Consider the following 18,119-nt stretch of genomic DNA (forward strand, 5'->3'; position numbering starts at 1 on the left):
TAGATTTGCTCACTCATAGACGGACCTGTCCTTCGTAGACGCGGGTGGCCGGGCCGGTCATTTTCACCGGTTGGCCGGGGCCTGCCCATTCAATGGACAGGCGTCCACCGGGCAGGTCGATCAGCAGCGGCGAATCCATCCACCCCTGGCTGATCGCGGCTACGGCAGCGGCGCAGGCGCCGGTACCGCAAGCCTGGGTTTCGCCGGCCCCGCGTTCCCAGACGCGCAACTGCGCACGGGAACGGTCGATGACCTGCAGGAAGCCCACATTGACCCGCGCGGGAAAGCGCGGGTGGTTTTCGATCTTCGGCCCCAGTTCATGCACCGGCGCGTTGTTGATGTCATCCACCCGCAACACGGCATGGGGGTTGCCCATGGACACGGCAGCCAGGTTGACGGTCTTGCCGTCCACGTCCACCGGGTAGCTCAGGGCTTGCTCGGTGGCCTGGAACGGAATGTCCGCCGGCACCAGCCGTGGCGCGCCCATGTTGACGCCGATCTGGCCGTCGCTGCGAATATCCAGCTCGATGATGCCGCTTTTGGTCTCGACGCGAATCTGCCGCTTGGCGGTCAGGCGCTTGTCCAGGACAAAACGGGCGAAACAGCGGGCACCATTGCCGCACTGTTCCACTTCGGAGCCATCGGAGTTGAAGATCCGGTAACGGAAATCCACTTCCGGGTTACTCGGCGCTTCCACCAGCAACAATTGGTCGAAGCCGACACCGGTGTGCCGGTCGCCCCACAGCTTGGCGTGCTTGGGCAGGATGTGCGCGTGCTGGCTGACCAGGTCGAGGACCATGAAGTCATTGCCCAGCCCGTGCATCTTGGTAAAACGCAGCAACATGACCTTACTCCGGCAGCAGGCTTTCGCCAGCAAACAACTCGGCTACCGTCTCGCGGCGACGCACTTCAAACGCTTGATCACCGTCCACCAGCACCTCGGCGGTACGCCCGCGGGTGTTGTAGTTGGAGCTCATGACAAACCCATAGGCACCGGCCGAATGCACGGCCAGCAGGTCGCCTTCTTCCAGGGCCAGCTGACGTTCCTTGGCCAGGAAGTCGCCGGTCTCGCAGATCGGGCCGACGATATCGTAGCTGCGGCCTTCGCCTGCGCGTGGCTTGACGGCCGTCACATTCATCCAGGCCTGGTACAGCGCCGGACGGATCAGGTCGTTCATCGCCGCGTCGACGATGGCGAAATCCTTGTGCTCGGTGTGCTTGAGGTACTCGACCTGGGTCAGCAGCAGGCCGGCGTTGGCGACGATGTAGCGGCCCGGCTCGAACATCAGCGTCAGGTCGCGGCCTTCGAGGCGCTCGCGCACGGCCTTGATGTAGTCGGACACCAGCGGCGGCTCTTCGTCGCGATAACGCACACCCACGCCGCCACCGAGGTCGATGTGGTGCAGGTAGATGCCGCACTCGCCGAGGCGGTCGACCAGCGCCAGCAGGCGGTCGAGGGCGTCGAGGAACGGTGGCAGGCTGGTCAGTTGCGAGCCGATATGGCAGTCGACACCCAAGACTTCCAGGTTCGGCAACTGCGCGGCGCGGATGTACACGTCCTCGGCGTCGGCAATGGCGATGCCGAACTTGTTCTCTTTGAGACCGGTGGAAATGTACGGGTGAGTGCCGGCGTCGACGTCCGGGTTGACCCGCAGGGAGATCGGCGCGCGAACGCCCATCTCGGCGGCCACCACTTGCAGGCGCTCCAGCTCGTCGGTGGATTCGACGTTGAAGCAGTGCACGCCAACTTCCAGGGCGCGGCGCATGTCTTCGCGGCTCTTGCCGACACCGGAGAACACAATTTTGTCAGCCTTGCCGCCGGCGGCCAGTACACGCTCAAGCTCGCCCCGGGACACAATGTCGAAACCGGCGCCCAGGCGCGCCAGGACATTGAGTACACCCAGGTTGGAGTTGGCTTTTACGGCGAAGCACACCAGGCTCGGCGTGCCTTCCAGCGCATCGGCAAAGGAGCGGTATTGCGCTTCGATGTGGGCACGGGAGTACACGTAGGTCGGGGTACCAAAGCGCTCGGCGATGGCGGACAGCGCGACACCTTCCGCGAACAGCTCGCCGTCCCGGTAGTTAAAAGCGTCCATGATGTTCCCTTAGTAGGTGTCGTGCTTGTGCGCTTTGGTTTGCGACGATTGCGCCTGTTCATTCGGGTCTTTGCTGTCATCGGGCAGATACAGCGGGCCTTTTTGACCACAGGCACTAACGAGGCAAGCGACCGCGACGAGCGCAGCAAGGGAAGAGATCAGGCGCTTCATGGCGAAATCCTTGAATATGCATTAATTGCGCCCGAGTATACCGACCACCCGCCGGATTGCCTATGCGCCGAAATACCCGTCCGGCGGGGCTTTGCCGAGTTTGTCGCGATTGTGCTTACACCAATCGAGGATAATTCACACGGCTGTGGGTAATGAAATCGGTATCCTTTGCAATCATGATGGCGCGTCCGTATTGTGCGGCGCTTGAGCGAGACCAGACACTTTTCGAGGTTCCCACAATGAGTTTGACCGAAGCCCGTTTTCACGACCTGGTGGATGCGACCCAGCAAGCGCTGGAGGATATTTTCGACGACAGCGGTCTGGATGTGGACCTGGAGAACTCGGCCGGTGTGCTCACCGTCAAGTTTGAAAATGGCACCCAATTGATTTTCAGCCGCCAGGAGCCCCTGCGTCAGCTATGGCTGGCGGCGCGTTCCGGTGGTTTTCACTTCGATTACGATGAAGAAGAAAAACGCTGGACCCACGACACCACCGATGAGCTGCTGAGCGAAATGCTCGCGCGCCTCACCCAGGAACAAGCCGGCGTCGAGCTGGACTTCGACGAGATCTGATCGTGACGCAGCCCGTTCCCGTACGCCCGCCCAAGCCGCTGTTCAGCAATGTCAGCCCGGCGGTGCCGTCACCTTGTATCAGTTTATGTCGGCTGGATGAGCACAAAGTCTGCCTCGGTTGCTTCCGTCATGTGGAAGACATCCGCGAATGGCGCTCTGCCGACGATGCGCGACGCCGCGTGATCGTCGCCCAGGCCGAGCAGCGCAGGACCTGCGCCTGAGGCCGTCTTGTTTATTTATTGTGCTGTGGTAGTGTCCGGATACACCTCAACTCATCGAGGTCCGTGAGAACCCCGCCTTTTCCTGGCGGGGTTTTGCTTTTTTGTGCAGAAAAAAGGAGTCTGCCTGAATCATGACCGCACCTTCCATCATCCTCACCCGTCTTGACGTGCAGCGTCTTGAGCAACTGATCGACCGTGTCGGCGAGGCGTCGCCGGGCGTTGAAGCCCTGCAACACGAACTCGACCGCGCCGAAGAAGTGGTTGGCCACGATGAAGTGCCTGCATCTGTCGTGACCATGAACTCCAGCGTGCATTGCCGTGAACAAGGCAGTGGCAAGGACTATCACCTGACCCTGGTCTACCCCAAGGACGCGAACGCCGACGAAGGCAAAATCTCGATCCTGGCGCCGGTGGGCAGTGCATTGCTGGGCCTGCAAGTCGGCCAGCACATCGACTGGCCAGCACCGGGTGGCAAGACCCTCAAGCTTGAATTGCTCGGCGTCGAAGGCCAGCCGAAAGACGGTGGCGCCTTTCCTCTCTAAACCTGGTTCAGCGCTTCATTGAGCGCCAGTTCCAGATCAGCCTTGTAGCGCAGGTACAGATTGCTCGGGCTTTGAACATCACCGAGCAGGCCGGACAGGTCCAGATCGGTGATGTAGCAGCGGTAACGCTCGGCTTCCCGGCGTTGCCCGACGATTTGCTGGGCGACCACCGCAAACAGTTGGTCGCCAAATTCCAGCTCGGAAAACTCCCGTTGATTGCAGTACAAGGTGATCCCCACCTGGCCCGGTGCTGCCTTGCCGATAATCGCCTGCACGTCGTAGAACGGCTTGTTGGCCGGGGTTTGCGGCGCTGGGCGCGGTTCGGCCCGCCGTGCACGGCCGCTGCCTGACGGCAACAGCTGGTAATACAGGATTTGCACCGCGCCGAAGGGCTGTTGCGGGTCCAGCGGCAGCAGCGCGTCGCGGCGATAAATGATCGACTGCAGGAAGCGTTGCAATGGCACCAACAGGCTTTGCTCGTCGTGGAACGGCAGGCGCTGCTGCCAGAGCGCGTTGAACTCATCCAGCACGTACAGCTCGGCAACTCCGTCGTTGATCCGGTAGAACACCTGCACACAGTCGGGCAGGCCCATGGGCAGCAGCAGCGCCAGGTCGTGGTCTTCCAGGGCCATGGTGTCCAGGTGCAGCGGGCTGTAGCTGGCCAGTTCCTCACTGAGGTAGGCGATCAGCGCGTCCTGGGTCGCCAGTGACACATGGTTGGCCTGGCCGGGTGTCAGCTCCATCACGTGGTAGTGCTGCTGCACCTGCACCAGGTAGCGATGGTTTTCCTGGCCCAGCAGCAGGTTTTGCGCAGTGTCGAAGATTTCTTCCACGCGCTGGGCAATGAACTGCGCGCGGTTGTGGCAGAAACAGCGCACCCGCAAGCGCGGCAAGTGATTGGGCGGTAGCTGATTGAGGTAGTCGCGCAGGCAATCGAGCAGCGCGTGGGGGCCGTCATAGCGGCTGACCATCACCTCGTTCCAACTGTTGAGCGTGACCTGGTCCAGGGTCAGCACCAGGTTTTCCCGTACGCCCGCGTAACTCAGGGAGTCGGTGCGCTCGGTGGTCATCAGGATGTTCAGGTCGCGATGATGCTTGAGCGGGTCGACGCCGACGTTGATCAGCAGCAGCACTTCCTCGGGCACTGCCGAGCGCAGCAGGCGGTCTTCATCGACGCTGGCCAGGGGCAGGACGACGGTTTGTTGCAGGCTGCCCAGCAGGTTGAACAGCTCGAATTCGGTCATGTCACTGCTGCCGGGATGCAGCGCCAGGCGGGTACTGCTGTCGATCACGCCGTTGCGGTGGCACCAGGTGAGCATTTCCAGCAAATCGCGGCTGCGCTTGATCGGCGCGAAGTGCTCCCATTCCAGGGCGGTCAGGCTGCCGTTGTACAAGCCCCAATGATGCTGGCCGGGCTCTTTGCGGTTGGGCGACTGCACCAGGGTCAGGGTGTCTTCGGCAAGGTCGGGCGCAATGCCGGGGTTGATGAACTCGACCTTGCCGGCCTTGCGCTCGAAGGCAGCGTACAGACGCCGGCCCAGCACATTGAGATCGCGCTTATTGATCAGGCTGACGGTCTGTTCGGTGCGGGCAAACTGGGTCAGGAAGCGATAGCTGTAGTTCAGCTCGTTGACCAGCGCCCGGCGCTCGGAGGCCACCTGGCGGACTTTCCATTGGCTGCGGCTGTCCAGCAGGGCCAGTTGGCGCTGGTCCCAACCCCATTCGCTGGCCAGGCGCTCCAGCAGCAAACGCTGCCACCCGGTGCGCTGGCCCGCGCTGAGCTTGCGGTTGACCTTCAGGTACAGGCTGCGCCGCACCAGTTCCAGGCGTTCCGGCTCATTACGGGCCTTGAGGTACTCCTCGATCCGGCGGTAGACGACGATGTACGGGTCCAGTTCGTCCAGGTCCAGCTGATTGGCAAACACAGCGCGCTTGAAGCGCAGGCTCAGGCACTGCACCTTCGGGTGCTCGCTGGCGTAGACCTCGGTCAGCAGGAGTTTCAGTACTGATTTGTAGGGCGATTCGATGCCCTTGAACAACTGCCACAAGCCGGCACCGATAAATTCACCCGGCGGGATGTGCGCCAGGTGGCCCAGGTCGAGGGTTTCATCGGCGCGAATAAAGCGTTTGGAAATCAGCGCGTGGGTGAAGTCGGCATAGCGGGTTTCTTCGTACACCGGCACCAGCCACCAGATCGGCGTGCGCCCGGCCAGCCAGATGGCGGTGCGGTAGAACTCGTCCAGCAGCAGGTAATGCTGGCTGGTGCCGCAGTCTTCTGAACTCAGCTGGGTGTCGCGCTCGCCCTGGATAAACCGCGTCGGCTCGATCAGGAAGAAGTGCGCCTCGGCGCCCATGCTCAGGGCCCAGGTTTCGAGCAGTTGGCATTTCTTGCGCAACTCGGCCAGCTCGTTCTCGCTGAGATCGGCCGCATGGCAGACCCACACGTCCATATCACTTTGATCGGCCTGGGCCAGGGTGCCCAGGCTGCCCATCAGGAACAGGCCATGAATCGGCCGCGGTGGGTTGCCGTGGCGGGGCTTGTAGGAAAACGTGCGGGTCAGGCGCTGGGCCTCGGCCAAGGCTTGCGCGTCGGGTTCAAAATTCGACAGGCCGGCCGGCGTGCTGCCCGACACATAGCCCGGCAACAGCGGGTGATTCACGTGGAAAAACAGCGGCAGCAGGGTCAATACGCTTTGCTGGCGTGGCGTCAGCCCCTCGACGGCCCGGGCCATGCGGCCTTCGTTCAGGGCCAGAAACCGCGCGCGTAACTGGGCCAGCACCTTGCGGTCGATGCCTTCGTCCAGGTCGGGGCGGATTTCGTGGGTGCGGGTCATGTCGAACTCGGTGGCTCGCAGGGCCCGACGTGGGCGGCCGTGTGGGAGTTTACAGCCAGTAGCGTAGGAGGTTTAGAGGGAATTTGTTTTTGACGCCGGAATTTTATCCCGGGCGCGGGAATGCCCGCGGAATCCGTGAAGAGAGGATCCCGTGGGCGATACGAGGTGTCAGGCGGCTTCTTTGGCGGTCGTCAGAATAGTCAGCAGGCTTTGTGCGTGTTCGGCAGCGTCCCGGCCGAGGCTGGTGAGGTAACCACCGTCTGGCTGGTCGATCAGGTCTTTATCAAACAGGCGCCGGGCGGCGGCAATGGCAGTGGGAGCGGCAGTCTGATGAACTTTCAGACCTTCCTGGGAGCTGCCCAGGTTGAAGAGTGCAAGGATTTCCAGTTCGGCAACCAACTCAGGGGTATACGACATAAGGACTCCAGACTTTCTAGGAATTTTTAGACGTTAGCAGCCATAAGGTGAACGCACTTGGGCGAGCTGTCCAGTCGGAACTCATGCGGTGTTGATGTGGGGCAGGATTGTGGCCAGCAAGAGTTTGCTGGCCAGCGCGGTGTGAGGCTTATTGCTTCTCGGGCGGCAGCTCCGGCAGCGCACGCAACGCAGTTTCATACCATTCGGTATTGAAGGCGCGATCTTCTTCGAGCAGCGCGTCAATTTCGATGGCGAGGACGTGGGCCATCATTTGCAGGATGTCTTCGCGCTCGTAGCCCACCAGGGTCAGCTTGTTGAACGTGGCCTTGGCGGCGGGCGGGTTGTCGCTTTCGATCTGGTTTTCGATCGCTTCAATCAAGGTGGTCTCGGCGAACTCTTCTTCGTCGTTGTCGATATCGGTTGGCTCGCTCATGGCAGGCTCCTGGAGGAAAGGGCGCCAGTCTACCCCCATTCACTCGGCTGATGCTGCTGGCCAGGCGCGGCCTCCCGATCTATAACCACTGCTGCCAACCCCGTACACGGCCTGGAGGCTTTGTGATGCTCAAGCTTTATGGATTTTCGGTCAGCAACTACTACAACATGGTCAAACTGGCGCTGCTGGAGAAAGGGCTGCCCTTCGAAGAGGTGCCGTTCTACGCAGGCCAAACCCCGGAAGCGCTGGCCGTGAGCCCGCGGGGCAAGGTGCCGGTGCTGGGTGTCGAGCAAGGGTTTATCAACGAAACCAGCGTGATCCTCGAATACCTCGAACAGACCCAGGGCGGGCGATCGCTGCTGCCGAACGAGCCGTTCCAGCGCGCCCAGGTGCTGGCGTTGTGCAGGGAAATCGAGCTGTACATCGAGTTGCCGGCCCGGGCGTGTTTTGCCGAGGCGTTTTTCGGAATGCCGGTGCCGGAGGCGATCAAGGAAAAGTCCAGGGCGGAGTTATTGCTGGGGATCGCATCGCTGGGGCGGCACGGGAAGTTTGCGCCGTATGTGGCGGGGGACAGTTTCACGATTGCGGATTTGTATTTTGTGTACAGCGTGGACCTGGCCTGTGCCGTGGCCGGGAAGCTGTTCGGGCTGGATCTGTTGGCTGAGTTGCCGAAGGCCAAGGCGTTGCTGGAGCGCTTGCAGGCGCTGCCGAATGCCCAGCGGGTGGCGGCGGACAAGGAAGCGGCAATGCCGGCGTTTATGGCGATGATTGCTGCCAAGAAATAGATCTTGGGTGTTTGTGATGAGGCTTTCGCGAGCAAGCCCGCTCCCACATTTGACCGAGTTCCACCTTTGGAATGCAGTCGAATGTGGGAGCGGGCTTGCTCGCGAAGCTTTTAGCGGCTGGCGAGCAATGCCTGGCCGCGAACCACGGCAGCCTTCACCTGCGCCGGCGCAGTCCCGCCGATATGGTTACGGGCATTCACCGAGCCTTCCAGGGTCAGCACCGCAAACACGTCCTGCTCGATGTGGTCGCTGAACTGGCGCAGTTCTTCCAGGCTCATTTCCGCCAGGTCCTTGCCGGTGTCCACGCCGTACTTCACGGCATGCCCGACGATCTCGTGGCAGTCGCGGAACGGCAGGCCACGGCGTACCAGGTAGTCCGCCAGGTCTGTGGCGGTGGAGAAACCGCGCAGGGCCGCTTCACGCATGATGGCGTGCTTGGGCTTGATCGCCGGGATCATGTCGGCAAAGGCTCGCAGCGAGTCGCGCAGTGTATCGGCGGCGTCGAACAGCGGTTCCTTGTCTTCCTGGTTGTCCTTGTTGTAGGCCAGCGGTTGGCCTTTCATCAGGGTCAACAGGCCCATCAGCGCACCGAATACACGGCCGCTCTTGCCGCGTACCAGCTCCGGCACGTCGGGGTTTTTCTTTTGCGGCATGATCGAGCTGCCGGTGCAGAAGCGGTCCGGCAGGTCAATGAACTGGAATTGCGCGCTGGTCCACAGCACCAGCTCTTCGGAGAAGCGCGACAAGTGCATCATCGCAATGCTGGCCGCGGCGCAGAATTCGATGGCGAAGTCACGGTCCGACACGCCGTCCAGGGAGTTGCCGCCCACGGCGTCGAAACCCAGCAGCTGCGCGGTGTATTCGCGGTCGATCGGGTAGGTGGTGCCAGCCAGTGCAGCGCTGCCCAGAGGCATGCGGTTGGCGCGCTTGCGGCAGTCCACCAGGCGCTCGTAGTCGCGGCTGAGCATTTCGAACCAGGCCAGCAGATGGTGGCCGAAGGTCACAGGCTGTGCGGTCTGCAGGTGGGTGAAGCCGGGCATGATGGTGCCGGACTCACGCTCTGCCTGCTCCAGCAGGCCTTTTTGCAGGCGGGTGATTTCTGCCAGGATCAGGTCGATCTCGTCCCGCAGCCACAGGCGGATATCGGTAGCCACCTGGTCGTTACGGCTGCGACCGGTGTGCAGTTTCTTGCCGGTCACACCGATGCGGTCGGTGAGGCGGGCCTCGATGTTCATGTGCACGTCTTCCAGGTCGACGCGCCAGTCGAAGGTACCGGCTTCGATCTCGCCACGGATGGTGGTCAGGCCGTCGATGATGCTGTCGCGCTCGGCGTCGGTCAGCACGCCGACCTTGGCCAGCATCGTGGCGTGGGCGATCGAGCCCATGATGTCGTGGCGGTAGAGGCGCTGGTCGAAAGTGACGGAGGCGGTGAAGCGCGCGACGAAGGCGTCGACGGGTTCACTGAAGCGGCCGCCCCAGGACTGGTTGGTCTTGTCGGTGCTCATGGATTCGCTCGTGATCTGCTGGAAAGAGGGCATGAAAGTGTGGCGCCGATAATAACAGGGTTGCCCCCGGAGGCGACGATGCCGGGGCGGGGCATTTTTATTTGTTTCCAAGATGGCTAAGTGCCTTGCCCCCGGACTCGCGCAGGACGAGACTGGAGCCAGGACCGATCGGGGGGGGAAACTTGCGGTCCTTGGTCAAACAAAGCGTGTTTATTGAAACGATATTTGACGATTGAGCAATATCGTCTTCGCCAGCGTCTACAGTTGCACTGATAGAGCTTCGCGCTGACGGAAGGTGCACTGCACCAATGCCGGGCGATGAGGTCGAACTCCAGGCTATCCATTAGAGAGGGGGTGTTCGTATTGTGTATCAGCAAACCCTACGACGATGCCCGAAGGCAGCAGGCTTTGGGCGCGATTGAACAGGTCCGGGTAAATATTGGTGCCACTCTCGGGGCACTTTTTGCCGCTCGCGCTAGTCTTAGCGTGGATCGCCGTGACGGAAGTCACCGCACCTGTCTACGCTATCCTTGTGCGAGACTCACGCAGGAATCCAGCGCAATATGAATGTCCTGATCGTTGATGACGAACCCCAAGCCCGCGAGCGACTGAGCCGTTTGGTCAGTGAACTCGAGGGTTACAATGTCCTTGAGCCGAGCGCCACCAGTGGCGAGGAAGCCTTGGCCCTTATTGACAGCCTCAAGCCGGACGTCGTGTTGCTCGACATCCGCATGCCGGGCCTTGATGGCTTGCAGGTGGCTGCCCGCCTGAGCGAGCGAGAGTCGCCGCCTTCGGTGGTGCTGTGCGCCTCCCAGGATGAGTTCTCTTCCGAGGCCCTGGATGCCAGCGGCGCCAGTTTCCTGGTCAAGCCGATCAATGCCGATGCGTTGCTTCGCGCCTTGAAAAAGGCCGAGCGTCCCAATCGTGTCCAACTGGCAGCCTTGACCCAGCCCGCAGCCCAGGGCGGCAACGGGCCACGCAGCCATATCAGCGCCCGTACCCGCAAGGGCATCGAGTTGATTCCCCTGGACCAGGTGGTCTACTTCATCGCCGATCACAAGTACGTGACCTTGCGTCACGAGGCCGGTGAAGTGCTGCTCGATGAGCCACTCAAGGCGCTGGAAGATGAATTTGGCGACCGCTTTGTGCGCATCCACCGCAATGCGCTGGTGGCCCGCGAGCGAATCGAGCGTCTGCAGCGCACGCCGCTTGGGCACTTTCAGCTGTTCCTGAAGGGCCTCAATGGCGACGCGTTGATCGTCAGCCGGCGCCATGTCGCCGGTGTGCGCAAGATGATGCAGCAGCTTTAGCCCGAGGGCTGACGCGAGCTTCACTGCCCATATCCCGGTGCGACGCGGCCAGGGAGGCCCCGCACTTGCTGATTCAAATCAAAGCGCATTTGCCTGAGCTGTTATTATCTGCCGTATCTATTCAGTACGGATTGATCCATGTCCTCTCGCGAAATCCGCATCGCCACCCGTAAAAGCGCCCTGGCCTTATGGCAGGCCGAATACGTCAAAGCACGCCTTGAGCAGGCTCATCCTGGCCTGAAGGTGTCCCTGGTGCCCATGGTCAGTCGCGGCGACAAGCTGCTTGATTCGCCACTGTCGAAAATCGGCGGCAAGGGCCTGTTCGTCAAGGAGCTGGAAACCGCGCTGCTGGAAAACGAAGCCGACATCGCCGTGCACTCGATGAAAGACGTGCCCATGGACTTCCCTGAAGGCCTGGGCCTGTTTTGCATCTGCGAGCGCGAAGACCCCCGCGACGCCTTCGTTTCCAATACCTATGCCTCCCTGGATGAGCTGCCGCTGGGCAGCGTCGTCGGCACCTCCAGCCTGCGTCGCCAGGCGCAGTTGCTGACCCGCCGCCCGGACCTGCAAATCCGCTTCCTGCGGGGCAACGTCAATACTCGCCTGGCCAAGCTCGACGCCGGTGAATATGACGCGATCATTCTCGCGGCAGCCGGCTTGATCCGCTTGGGCTTTGAAGACCGCATCACCTCGGCCATCAGCGTCGAAGACAGCTTGCCGGCCGGCGGGCAGGGCGCTGTGGGCATTGAATGCCGCACCGCCGACAGCGAAATTCATGCGCTGCTCAAGCCGCTGGATCACCAGGACACCGAAATTCGCGTCACCGCCGAACGTGCCCTGAACAAGCACCTCAACGGTGGCTGCCAGGTACCGATCGCCTGTTACGCCGTGCTTGAGGGCGAGAACCTCTGGCTGCGTGGCCTGGTGGGCGACCCGAGTGGTGGGTTGTTGCTCACCGCAGAGATTCGCGGGCCGCAAAGCGAGGCCACCAGCCTGGGTATCAAGGTCGCCGAGGAACTGCTGGAAAAAGGCGCCGGTGCCATTCTGCAAGCGGTGTACGGCGAGGCCGGGCCGCAGTGATGCAATGGCGTGTGCTGCTGACGCGGCCTGCCGAGGAGTCGGCGGCCCTGGCGGCGACGTTATCCGAAGAAGGTGTTTTCAGCAGCAGCCTGCCGTTGCTGGAGATTGAAGCGCTGCCTGTCACGCCTGAACAACAGGCGGTCTTTCGCGAGCTGGACCGCTATTGCGCGGTGATCGTGGTGAGCAAGCCGGCCGCGCGCCTGGGCTTGCAGTTGTTGGCTCAACACTGGCCGCAACCGCCGGCGTTACCGTGGTTCAGTGTCGGCGCTGCTACGGCGCAGGTGTTGGCCGAGCATGGCCTTGATGTCAGTTATCCCCACGACGGCGACGACAGTGAAGCCTTGCTTGAACTGGTCGCCTTGCGCGAGGCTATCTCGAAGCCCTGCGCCCGGGTGCTGATCCTGCGGGGCGAGGGCGGGCGAGAGCTGCTGGCTGAGCGTTTACGCGAGCAAGGTGCTAGTGTCGACTATCTGGAGTTGTATCGCCGTTTCCTGCCGGACTACGACCGTGCAACGCTGACCCAGCGCATAAACGTGGAACGCTTGAACGGCGTGGTGGTCAGCAGTGGGCAGGGTTTTTTACACCTGCAAGCGCTGGCCGGTACAGATTGGCCCCAGGTGGCACAGCTGCCGTTGTTCGTGCCCAGCCCGCGAGTCGCCGAGATGGCGCGTGCCGCTGGCGCGAAAGAAGTTGTGGATTGTCGTGGCGCCAGTGCCGCGGCTTTGTTAGTGGCGTTACGGAGTGTTTCCGTTCCCACTCTCTAATACGCAAAGGATGGATACGTGAGCGAAACAGCCTTGCCTAAAGATGAAGCTCAGCCCGCGCTTGATGCGCCTGTTGAGACACCGGTCACCACCGCCCCGCGCCGTGGCAACGGCCTGGCCATCGTGGCCTTGTTGCTCGGCGCCGCCGGCGTTGCCGCCGGTGGCTGGGGGATCTGGCAGGTCCGCGCACTGCAGGCGAGCAGCCAGCAACAGCTGGGCCAAGTGCAAACCCTGGACGACCAATCCCAGAGCCTCAAGCAGAGCCAGCAGCAGCTGTCGGCCCGTCTGGGGCAACTGCCCGGCGCCGATGAGCTGGAAGAGCGTCGCCGGCTGGTGGCGCAATTGCAGGGTGATCAACAACGCCTGAGCCAGCGCCTGGAAACCGTGCTGGGGGCCAGCCGCCAGGACTGGCGCCTGGCCGAGGCCGAGCACTTGATCCGCCTGGCCAGCCTGCGTCTTTCCGCCTTGCAGGACATCAACAGTGCCCAGGCACTGGTCCAGGGCGCTGACGAAATCCTCCGCGAACAAAGTGACCCTGGCTCCTACGCCGCCCGTGAGCAGTTGGCCAAGAGCCTCGCCGCGTTGCGCAATATCGAACAGCCCGACCGTACCGGGCTGTACCTGCAACTGGCGGCATTGCGCGATCAGGTCGTGCAGTTGGCGGCCATCGCGCCGGAATACCAACTCCCTGAAGCGGCCAATGATGGGCGTCCGACCACCGACACGGACAGCCGTTGGAGTCAGTGGTGGGCGCAGATCTCGCGGTATTTCCGCATCGACTTCAATCCTGATGACAACATTCGCCCGCTCCTGGCAGGGCAAGGCCTGAACCAGGTGCGCCTGGCCCTGAGCCTTGCACTTGAGCAGGCGCAATGGGCGGCGCTCAACGGCGAGCCGGCGGTGTACAGCCGATCCCTGGGCGAGGCTCGCAGCGTGTTGCAGGACAACTTCAATCAAGACAACCCGCAAAGCAAAGCCATGCTGGCCCGTATTGCCGAGCTTGAGCCCAAGGCCGTCTCGGTGGTCACGCCGGACCTGGCCGCGAGCCTGGCTGCCGTGCAGGCTTACCTTGACCGTCGCCACCTGTCTGCCGAGGAAGCCAAGGCTTCCGCTGGCAAGCCGGCGACCCAGGAGTAAAGCCGATGAAGCGCTTCTATGTGATCCTGGTGCTGGCGATTGCGATCGCCCTGGCACTGGCCGTGGGCATTTCGAAACATACCGGCTACGTGCTGATTACCTATCCCCATGTGCTGCATTACGAGTCCGGGCTGTGGTCGACGCTGGTGGCGTTGTTTGCCATCGGCCTGGTGATCTATTTGGCCAGGGTGCTGCTGGGCCTGGTGCTGACCTCGGGTGGCGTGGTCAATCCGTGGTCGCGGCGCAACCGCAGCCGTCGGGTCCAGGTTGCCATCGAGCAGGGCCAGATGGACCTCGCTGAAGGGCGCTGGGCCAGTGCCGAGCGCCACTTGCACCGTGCGGCCGAAGCCGAACGCCAGCCATTGCTCTACTACCTCGGCGCCGCCCGTGCGGCCAACGAACAGGGCCGTTATGAGGAAGCGGATGGCCTGCTGGAACGCGCGCTTGAGCGCCAGCCCCAGGCCGAACTCGCGGTAGCCTTGAGTCATGCGCAGTTGCAGATGGACCGCGGTGACACCGATGGCGCCCTGGTCACCCTGCAGGCCATGCATGAGCGTCATCCGCATAACGTCCAGGTATTGCGCCAACTGCAGCGGCTGTATCAACAGCGTGGCGATTGGTCTTCGGTAATCCGGCTGTTGCCGGAGTTGCGCAAGGACAAGGTGTTGCCGCCTGCCGAGTTGGCCGACCTGGAGCGACGCGCCTGGGGCGAGAACCTGACCCTGGCTGCCCAGCGCGAAGAGCAGGGCGAGGCCGGGCAGCAATCCCTGGAGCTGGCCTGGCAACAACTGACTTCGGCCCAGCGCCAGGAGCCGCAACTGGTGCTGGCGTACGCCGAACAACTGCGCCAGTTGGGCGCGGACGCCAAGGCCGAAGAAGTGCTGCGCGGTGCCCTCAAGCGCGAGTACGACAGTCATCTGATCCGGCTCTACGGGCTGCTGCGTGGCAGCGATCCGGCGAAGCAGTTGAAGTTCGCCGAAGGCTGGCTCAAGGACCATCCAGGCGATGCCAGCCTGCTGCTGACCCTGGGGCGCCTGTGCCTGCAAAACAGCTTGTGGGGCAAGGCGCGGGACTACCTTGAAAGCAGCCTGCAGGTGCAGCGCAACCCTGAGGCCTGCGCCGAGCTGGCACGCCTGCTGGCACAGTTGGGCGACACCGAGCGCAGCAACCAGTTGTTCCAGGAAGGCCTGGGCTTGCTGGACAAGCGTTTGCTGGCGTCACCGCTGCCGGTACCGGCACGGGTTTGAAGTAGGAAACAGAGTAAGGGTTGCCTCAGAATTGTCTGGTGGCCAACCCTTCAATAACGCCAATAGCTGTAGTCAATACGGCTTGTAGTAAACTCCTACGTAGACGCGCGTTTAATCGCTCGCCTTCTGACGGGATATCCCTACGCTCTCGCGGAATCGTCTGCTCTGGCGCGTATTGAAAGGGGTAAGGTCTTTCCTCTACCGTAACTACCTATCTCTTGCGTTGCGGATAAACAATGTCTTTGGCCCCCTCACGCTCCCTGTTCCTCCTGGCGTTCCTGGCTGGTGCGCTGACGCTGGGCGCGTCCTTTTACCTGGAATACGCCGCGTTTTTGCGGCCTTGTTTCCTGTGCCAGGTGCAACGAATTCTTGTGGCTGCCTTCACGCTGATCAATCTCGTGGCGGCGATTCATGGGCCGAAGCGGTCCGGGATCTACCTGTATTGGGCGGCGAGCATGGGGTGTGCAGTGCTGGGCGCCATTACCGCCGTACGCCAGGTGCTGCTGCAAAATACGCCGCCGGAACAGTTGCCTGCCTGTTGGCCCGGCCTTCAGTCCATGATCGAGAACCTGTCGCTGAGAGAGACGTTGGCCTTGATCTTCAAGGGCACCGTTGACTGCGTGGAAATCAACTGGACGCTGTTCGACTTGAGTATTCCCGAGTGGAGCCTGCTGTTCTTCGTGGCGATGCTGATCCTTGGCATCGCGCAGTTCTCGCGGTTGCTGCTGAGCCAGCGTTTTGGCCTTGCACGGCACTGACAGGTAACCGCAGGTTGTAGGAAGGGATTAAACACTTGTATGAACTTTCTCTCCTGCGTACCTTGATGACATAGTCGTGCGGGCATAATCTGGCCCGCACGCGTTATTGAAACAGACTGTTCGATGCACCTTTGCCCGGTTGCCGCTTTAACCTTGAAGTGTTGCGCGGGCAGCGTGCGGCGCCCCTATAGGGAAGAGAGATCATCATGCTGGAAAGTTGTCAGAATGCTCAGGAACGCTGGGGTGGGGTGCACAAGCTGATCGATGGTTGGTTGAAAGCGCGTCACGAACTGGTTCGGGCCTTTGATGCTCTCGGTGCCAAGCCCGAAGCGCTCAGCGAGAACCGCAAGCCATTGCAGGAATTCTGCGGCGTATTGGTGGACTACGTATCGGCGGGGCACTTCGGTGTCTACGAGCAGTTGACCAAAGAGGCCGAGGCTTTCGACGATCAACGTGGCCTCGATTTGGCGGAGACGATTTACCCGCGTATCGATGTCATCACCGAGAAGCTGCTGGCGTTCAACGACCTGTGTGATGCCGGCCAGTGCGTTGCAGAAAAATTCAAAGAGCTGGGTGGTTTGCTTCACGAGCGTTTCGAGCTGGAAGATTGCCTGATCGAAGTGCTGCACAACGCTCACAAGGAAGAGTTGACGGCTAAGGCCTGACTCCCCCCGACACAAGAAAACGGTGCGCATTGCGCACCGTTTTTCGTTTGGGCTCAGGCGCCCGCCTTGAGCAATTCGATCTCGAATACCAGCGGCGTATAAGGCGGGATCAGTTCGCCTGCGCCATCAGCGCCATAGGCTTGGTCGGATGGAATCACCAGGCGCCACTTCGCGCCCACCGGCATCTGTTGCAACGCACTGCGCCAGCCACTGATCACACTGTCCAGGCGAAACCACTGAGGTTGTGTGCTCTTGTCGAAGACGGTCCCGTCGGGTAACCGCCCAACATAATTCACTTGCACGCGATCATCGGCCGCCGGTTTCTTCCCGCTGCCAGGGGTCAGTTCGGTCAGCAGGATGCCGTCTGCCAATTCACGCACACCACTTTTGGATTTTTCACTGGCTAAAAATTGTTGCTCGGCAGCGAGTGCCTTTTCACTTTGTGGTGCTCGATTGTCCGGCGCGTTTTGTGCTTCGTGCTGGGCAAGGATCTGTTCGATGCGTGTGTCGTCCAGGGCCAGTGGCTTACCTTGATAGGCTTGTTTGAGTCCGTCGATCAGCGCCTCTACCTGCAACCCAGGCATCTCCTGGCGCAGGCGCTCACCCAGGCTCGCGCCCAGGCTGTAGGCCAGGTCGTGGTCATCTTTGGAGGGGGATTTCTCGCTTGCGTTGGCCACGCAAAGCACCACGCTCAACACTAAAAAAAGGTAACGCGACATGGGCGTTCTCCAGCCGAAAGTGCGATGGATTATGCCAGTGTGAATGCTTAAAAAGTGGCGTGGATTTTCGTTATATCAATAAGAATTTTCGTGCGGTGCAACGCAAGCCAATCGATACTGTCAACATGCCCTAGCGGCGGTAAGAGCAGAGGGCTAGTATGAGCCGCACCCACGTCAGCCAGGAGGTAAACCATGTCGGCCAAACAGAAGCCTGTAAATACCCCGTTGCATTTGCTCCAACAACTTTCGGGCAGCCTGCTCGAACATTTGGAAAGCGCCTGTTCACAAGCCTTGGCTGATGCTGAGAAGTTGCTCGCCAAACTTGAAAAACAACGCGGCAAAGCTCAGGAAAAACTGCACAAATCCCGCACCAAACTGCAAGGCGCAGCGACCGCTGGCAAAGCCAAGGCACAAGCCAAGGCCAAGGACGCCGTCAAAGAACTTGAGGACTTGCTCGACGCCCTCAAGGATCGTCAATCCGAAACCCGCACCTACATTTCCCAACTCAAGCGTGATGCTTCCGAGAGCCTGAAATTGGCCCAGGGTGTTGGTCGTGTGAAGGAAGCTGTAGGCAAAGTGCTGAGCACCCGTGCTCCGGCTAAAGCTGTTGCAGCCAGCGCGGCGAAAAAACCAGCCAGCAAGGCCGTCGCTGCCAAGGCACCTGCAAAAGCTGCGGCCAAGCCTGCAGCAAAAGCACCGGCTAAATCGGCTGCCAAACCAGCGGCTAAAACTGCTGCTGCAAAACCAGCTGCCAAGCCAGCTGCTAAAACCGCTGCTGCAAAACCAGCGGCCAAACCAGCCGCTAAAACCGCTGCTGCGAAACCAGCTGCCAAGCCAGCTGCTAAAACTGCTGCTGCGAAACC

19 protein-coding genes and 1 pseudogene are annotated in these 18,119 nt (G+C 61.3%); 12 read left to right on the forward strand and 8 right to left on the reverse strand.

The window, feature by feature from the left end; all coding sequences use genetic code 11:
* Window positions 1-13 precede the first annotated feature (13 nt).
* From dapF to HX814_RS08360, 3 genes are read right to left on the reverse strand one after another with little or no spacing between them, the layout of a single operon-like run.
* Window positions 14-844 (reverse strand): diaminopimelate epimerase, encoded by an 831-nt coding sequence (gene dapF / locus HX814_RS08350; protein WP_008439347.1) that lies wholly within the window; start codon window positions 842-844, stop codon window positions 14-16.
* 4 nt (window positions 845-848) lie between these two features.
* Window positions 849-2,096: a diaminopimelate decarboxylase gene (gene lysA, locus HX814_RS08355; protein ID WP_008439346.1), complete on the reverse strand. Its 1,248-nt coding sequence runs from the start codon at window positions 2,094-2,096 to the stop codon at window positions 849-851.
* Between the two features lie 9 nt (window positions 2,097-2,105).
* Window positions 2,106-2,267 carry a lipoprotein gene (locus tag HX814_RS08360; RefSeq protein ID WP_003208801.1) on the reverse strand — a complete coding sequence of 54 codons (162 nt, stop codon included), beginning with the start codon at window positions 2,265-2,267 and terminating at the stop codon, window positions 2,106-2,108.
* Between the two features lie 239 nt (window positions 2,268-2,506).
* Between HX814_RS08360 and cyaY the strand changes: the two genes are divergently transcribed.
* The 3 genes from cyaY (at window position 2,507) to rnk (ending at window position 3,602) form a co-directional block, all read left to right on the forward strand.
* Window positions 2,507-2,839 (forward strand): iron donor protein CyaY, encoded by a 333-nt coding sequence (cyaY, locus tag HX814_RS08365; protein WP_003208803.1) that lies wholly within the window; start codon window positions 2,507-2,509, stop codon window positions 2,837-2,839.
* Window positions 2,840-2,841: 2 nt separating this feature from the next.
* Window positions 2,842-3,060: a DUF1289 domain-containing protein gene (locus HX814_RS08370; RefSeq protein WP_003208805.1), complete on the forward strand. Its 219-nt coding sequence runs from the start codon at window positions 2,842-2,844 to the stop codon at window positions 3,058-3,060.
* Window positions 3,061-3,191: 131 nt separating this feature from the next.
* On the forward strand, window positions 3,192-3,602 hold the full coding sequence (gene rnk, locus HX814_RS08375; RefSeq protein WP_003208808.1) for a nucleoside diphosphate kinase regulator: 411 nt from the start codon (window positions 3,192-3,194) through the stop codon (window positions 3,600-3,602).
* Here rnk and HX814_RS08380 read toward each other — a convergent pair.
* From HX814_RS08380 to HX814_RS08390, 3 genes are all read right to left on the reverse strand, one after another.
* Window positions 3,599-6,436: a class I adenylate cyclase gene (locus HX814_RS08380; RefSeq protein ID WP_177009063.1), complete on the reverse strand. Its 2,838-nt coding sequence runs from the start codon at window positions 6,434-6,436 to the stop codon at window positions 3,599-3,601. The genes rnk and HX814_RS08380 overlap by 4 nt on opposite strands.
* Window positions 6,437-6,604: 168 nt before the next feature.
* Window positions 6,605-6,853 carry a TIGR02647 family protein gene (locus HX814_RS08385; protein ID WP_003208812.1) on the reverse strand — a complete coding sequence of 83 codons (249 nt, stop codon included), beginning with the start codon at window positions 6,851-6,853 and terminating at the stop codon, window positions 6,605-6,607.
* A 148-nt stretch (window positions 6,854-7,001) separates the two neighbouring features.
* Window positions 7,002-7,286: a hypothetical protein gene (locus tag HX814_RS08390; RefSeq protein ID WP_003208814.1), complete on the reverse strand. Its 285-nt coding sequence runs from the start codon at window positions 7,284-7,286 to the stop codon at window positions 7,002-7,004.
* A 125-nt stretch (window positions 7,287-7,411) separates the two neighbouring features.
* On the opposite strand from HX814_RS08390, the gene HX814_RS08395 reads away from it, so the two are divergent.
* Window positions 7,412-8,071: a glutathione S-transferase family protein gene (locus HX814_RS08395; protein ID WP_102604068.1), complete on the forward strand. Its 660-nt coding sequence runs from the start codon at window positions 7,412-7,414 to the stop codon at window positions 8,069-8,071.
* Between the two features lie 110 nt (window positions 8,072-8,181).
* Here HX814_RS08395 and argH read toward each other — a convergent pair whose 3' ends face one another.
* Window positions 8,182-9,576: an argininosuccinate lyase gene (gene argH, locus HX814_RS08400; RefSeq protein WP_177009064.1), complete on the reverse strand. Its 1,395-nt coding sequence runs from the start codon at window positions 9,574-9,576 to the stop codon at window positions 8,182-8,184.
* Window positions 9,577-10,139: 563 nt separating this feature from the next.
* Between argH and HX814_RS08405 the strand changes: the two genes are divergently transcribed.
* From HX814_RS08405 to rsd, 7 genes are all read left to right on the forward strand, one after another.
* Window positions 10,140-10,886: a LytTR family DNA-binding domain-containing protein gene (locus tag HX814_RS08405; protein WP_003208820.1), complete on the forward strand. Its 747-nt coding sequence runs from the start codon at window positions 10,140-10,142 to the stop codon at window positions 10,884-10,886.
* A 138-nt stretch (window positions 10,887-11,024) separates the two neighbouring features.
* Complete coding sequence (gene hemC / locus HX814_RS08410) at window positions 11,025-11,966, forward strand: hydroxymethylbilane synthase (RefSeq protein ID WP_008439333.1); 942 nt, start codon at window positions 11,025-11,027, stop codon at window positions 11,964-11,966.
* Window positions 11,963-12,730: a uroporphyrinogen-III synthase gene (locus tag HX814_RS08415; RefSeq protein WP_152634758.1), complete on the forward strand. Its 768-nt coding sequence runs from the start codon at window positions 11,963-11,965 to the stop codon at window positions 12,728-12,730. Before hemC ends, HX814_RS08415 begins: the two co-directional genes overlap by 4 nt.
* Window positions 12,731-12,748: 18 nt before the next feature.
* Window positions 12,749-13,867 carry a uroporphyrinogen-III C-methyltransferase gene (locus HX814_RS08420; RefSeq protein ID WP_003208826.1) on the forward strand — a complete coding sequence of 373 codons (1,119 nt, stop codon included), beginning with the start codon at window positions 12,749-12,751 and terminating at the stop codon, window positions 13,865-13,867.
* Between the two features lie 5 nt (window positions 13,868-13,872).
* Window positions 13,873-15,114, forward strand: a complete 1,242-nt coding sequence (locus tag HX814_RS08425; protein ID WP_003208828.1) for a heme biosynthesis protein HemY — start codon at window positions 13,873-13,875, stop codon at window positions 15,112-15,114.
* A 236-nt stretch (window positions 15,115-15,350) separates the two neighbouring features.
* The gene (locus tag HX814_RS08430; RefSeq protein WP_102604071.1) at window positions 15,351-15,872 is read left to right on the forward strand and encodes a disulfide bond formation protein B; all 522 of its coding nucleotides are present in this window, start codon (window positions 15,351-15,353) and stop codon (window positions 15,870-15,872) included.
* A gap of 206 nt (window positions 15,873-16,078) precedes the next feature.
* Window positions 16,079-16,537 (forward strand): sigma D regulator, encoded by a 459-nt coding sequence (gene rsd / locus HX814_RS08435; protein WP_102604072.1) that lies wholly within the window; start codon window positions 16,079-16,081, stop codon window positions 16,535-16,537.
* 53 nt (window positions 16,538-16,590) lie between these two features.
* Here rsd and HX814_RS08440 read toward each other — a convergent pair whose 3' ends face one another.
* On the reverse strand, window positions 16,591-17,256 hold the full coding sequence (locus tag HX814_RS08440) for an FKBP-type peptidyl-prolyl cis-trans isomerase (RefSeq protein ID WP_008439319.1): 666 nt from the start codon (window positions 17,254-17,256) through the stop codon (window positions 16,591-16,593).
* Window positions 17,257-17,487: 231 nt separating this feature from the next.
* On the opposite strand from HX814_RS08440, the pseudogene HX814_RS08445 reads away from it, so the two are divergent.
* A pseudogene (locus HX814_RS08445) lies at window positions 17,488-18,119 on the forward strand (AlgP family protein); the annotation flags it as partial.

It is taken from the genome of Pseudomonas sp. C8002 (genome assembly GCF_013385765.1).
Classification (GTDB): domain Bacteria; phylum Pseudomonadota; class Gammaproteobacteria; order Pseudomonadales; family Pseudomonadaceae; genus Aquipseudomonas.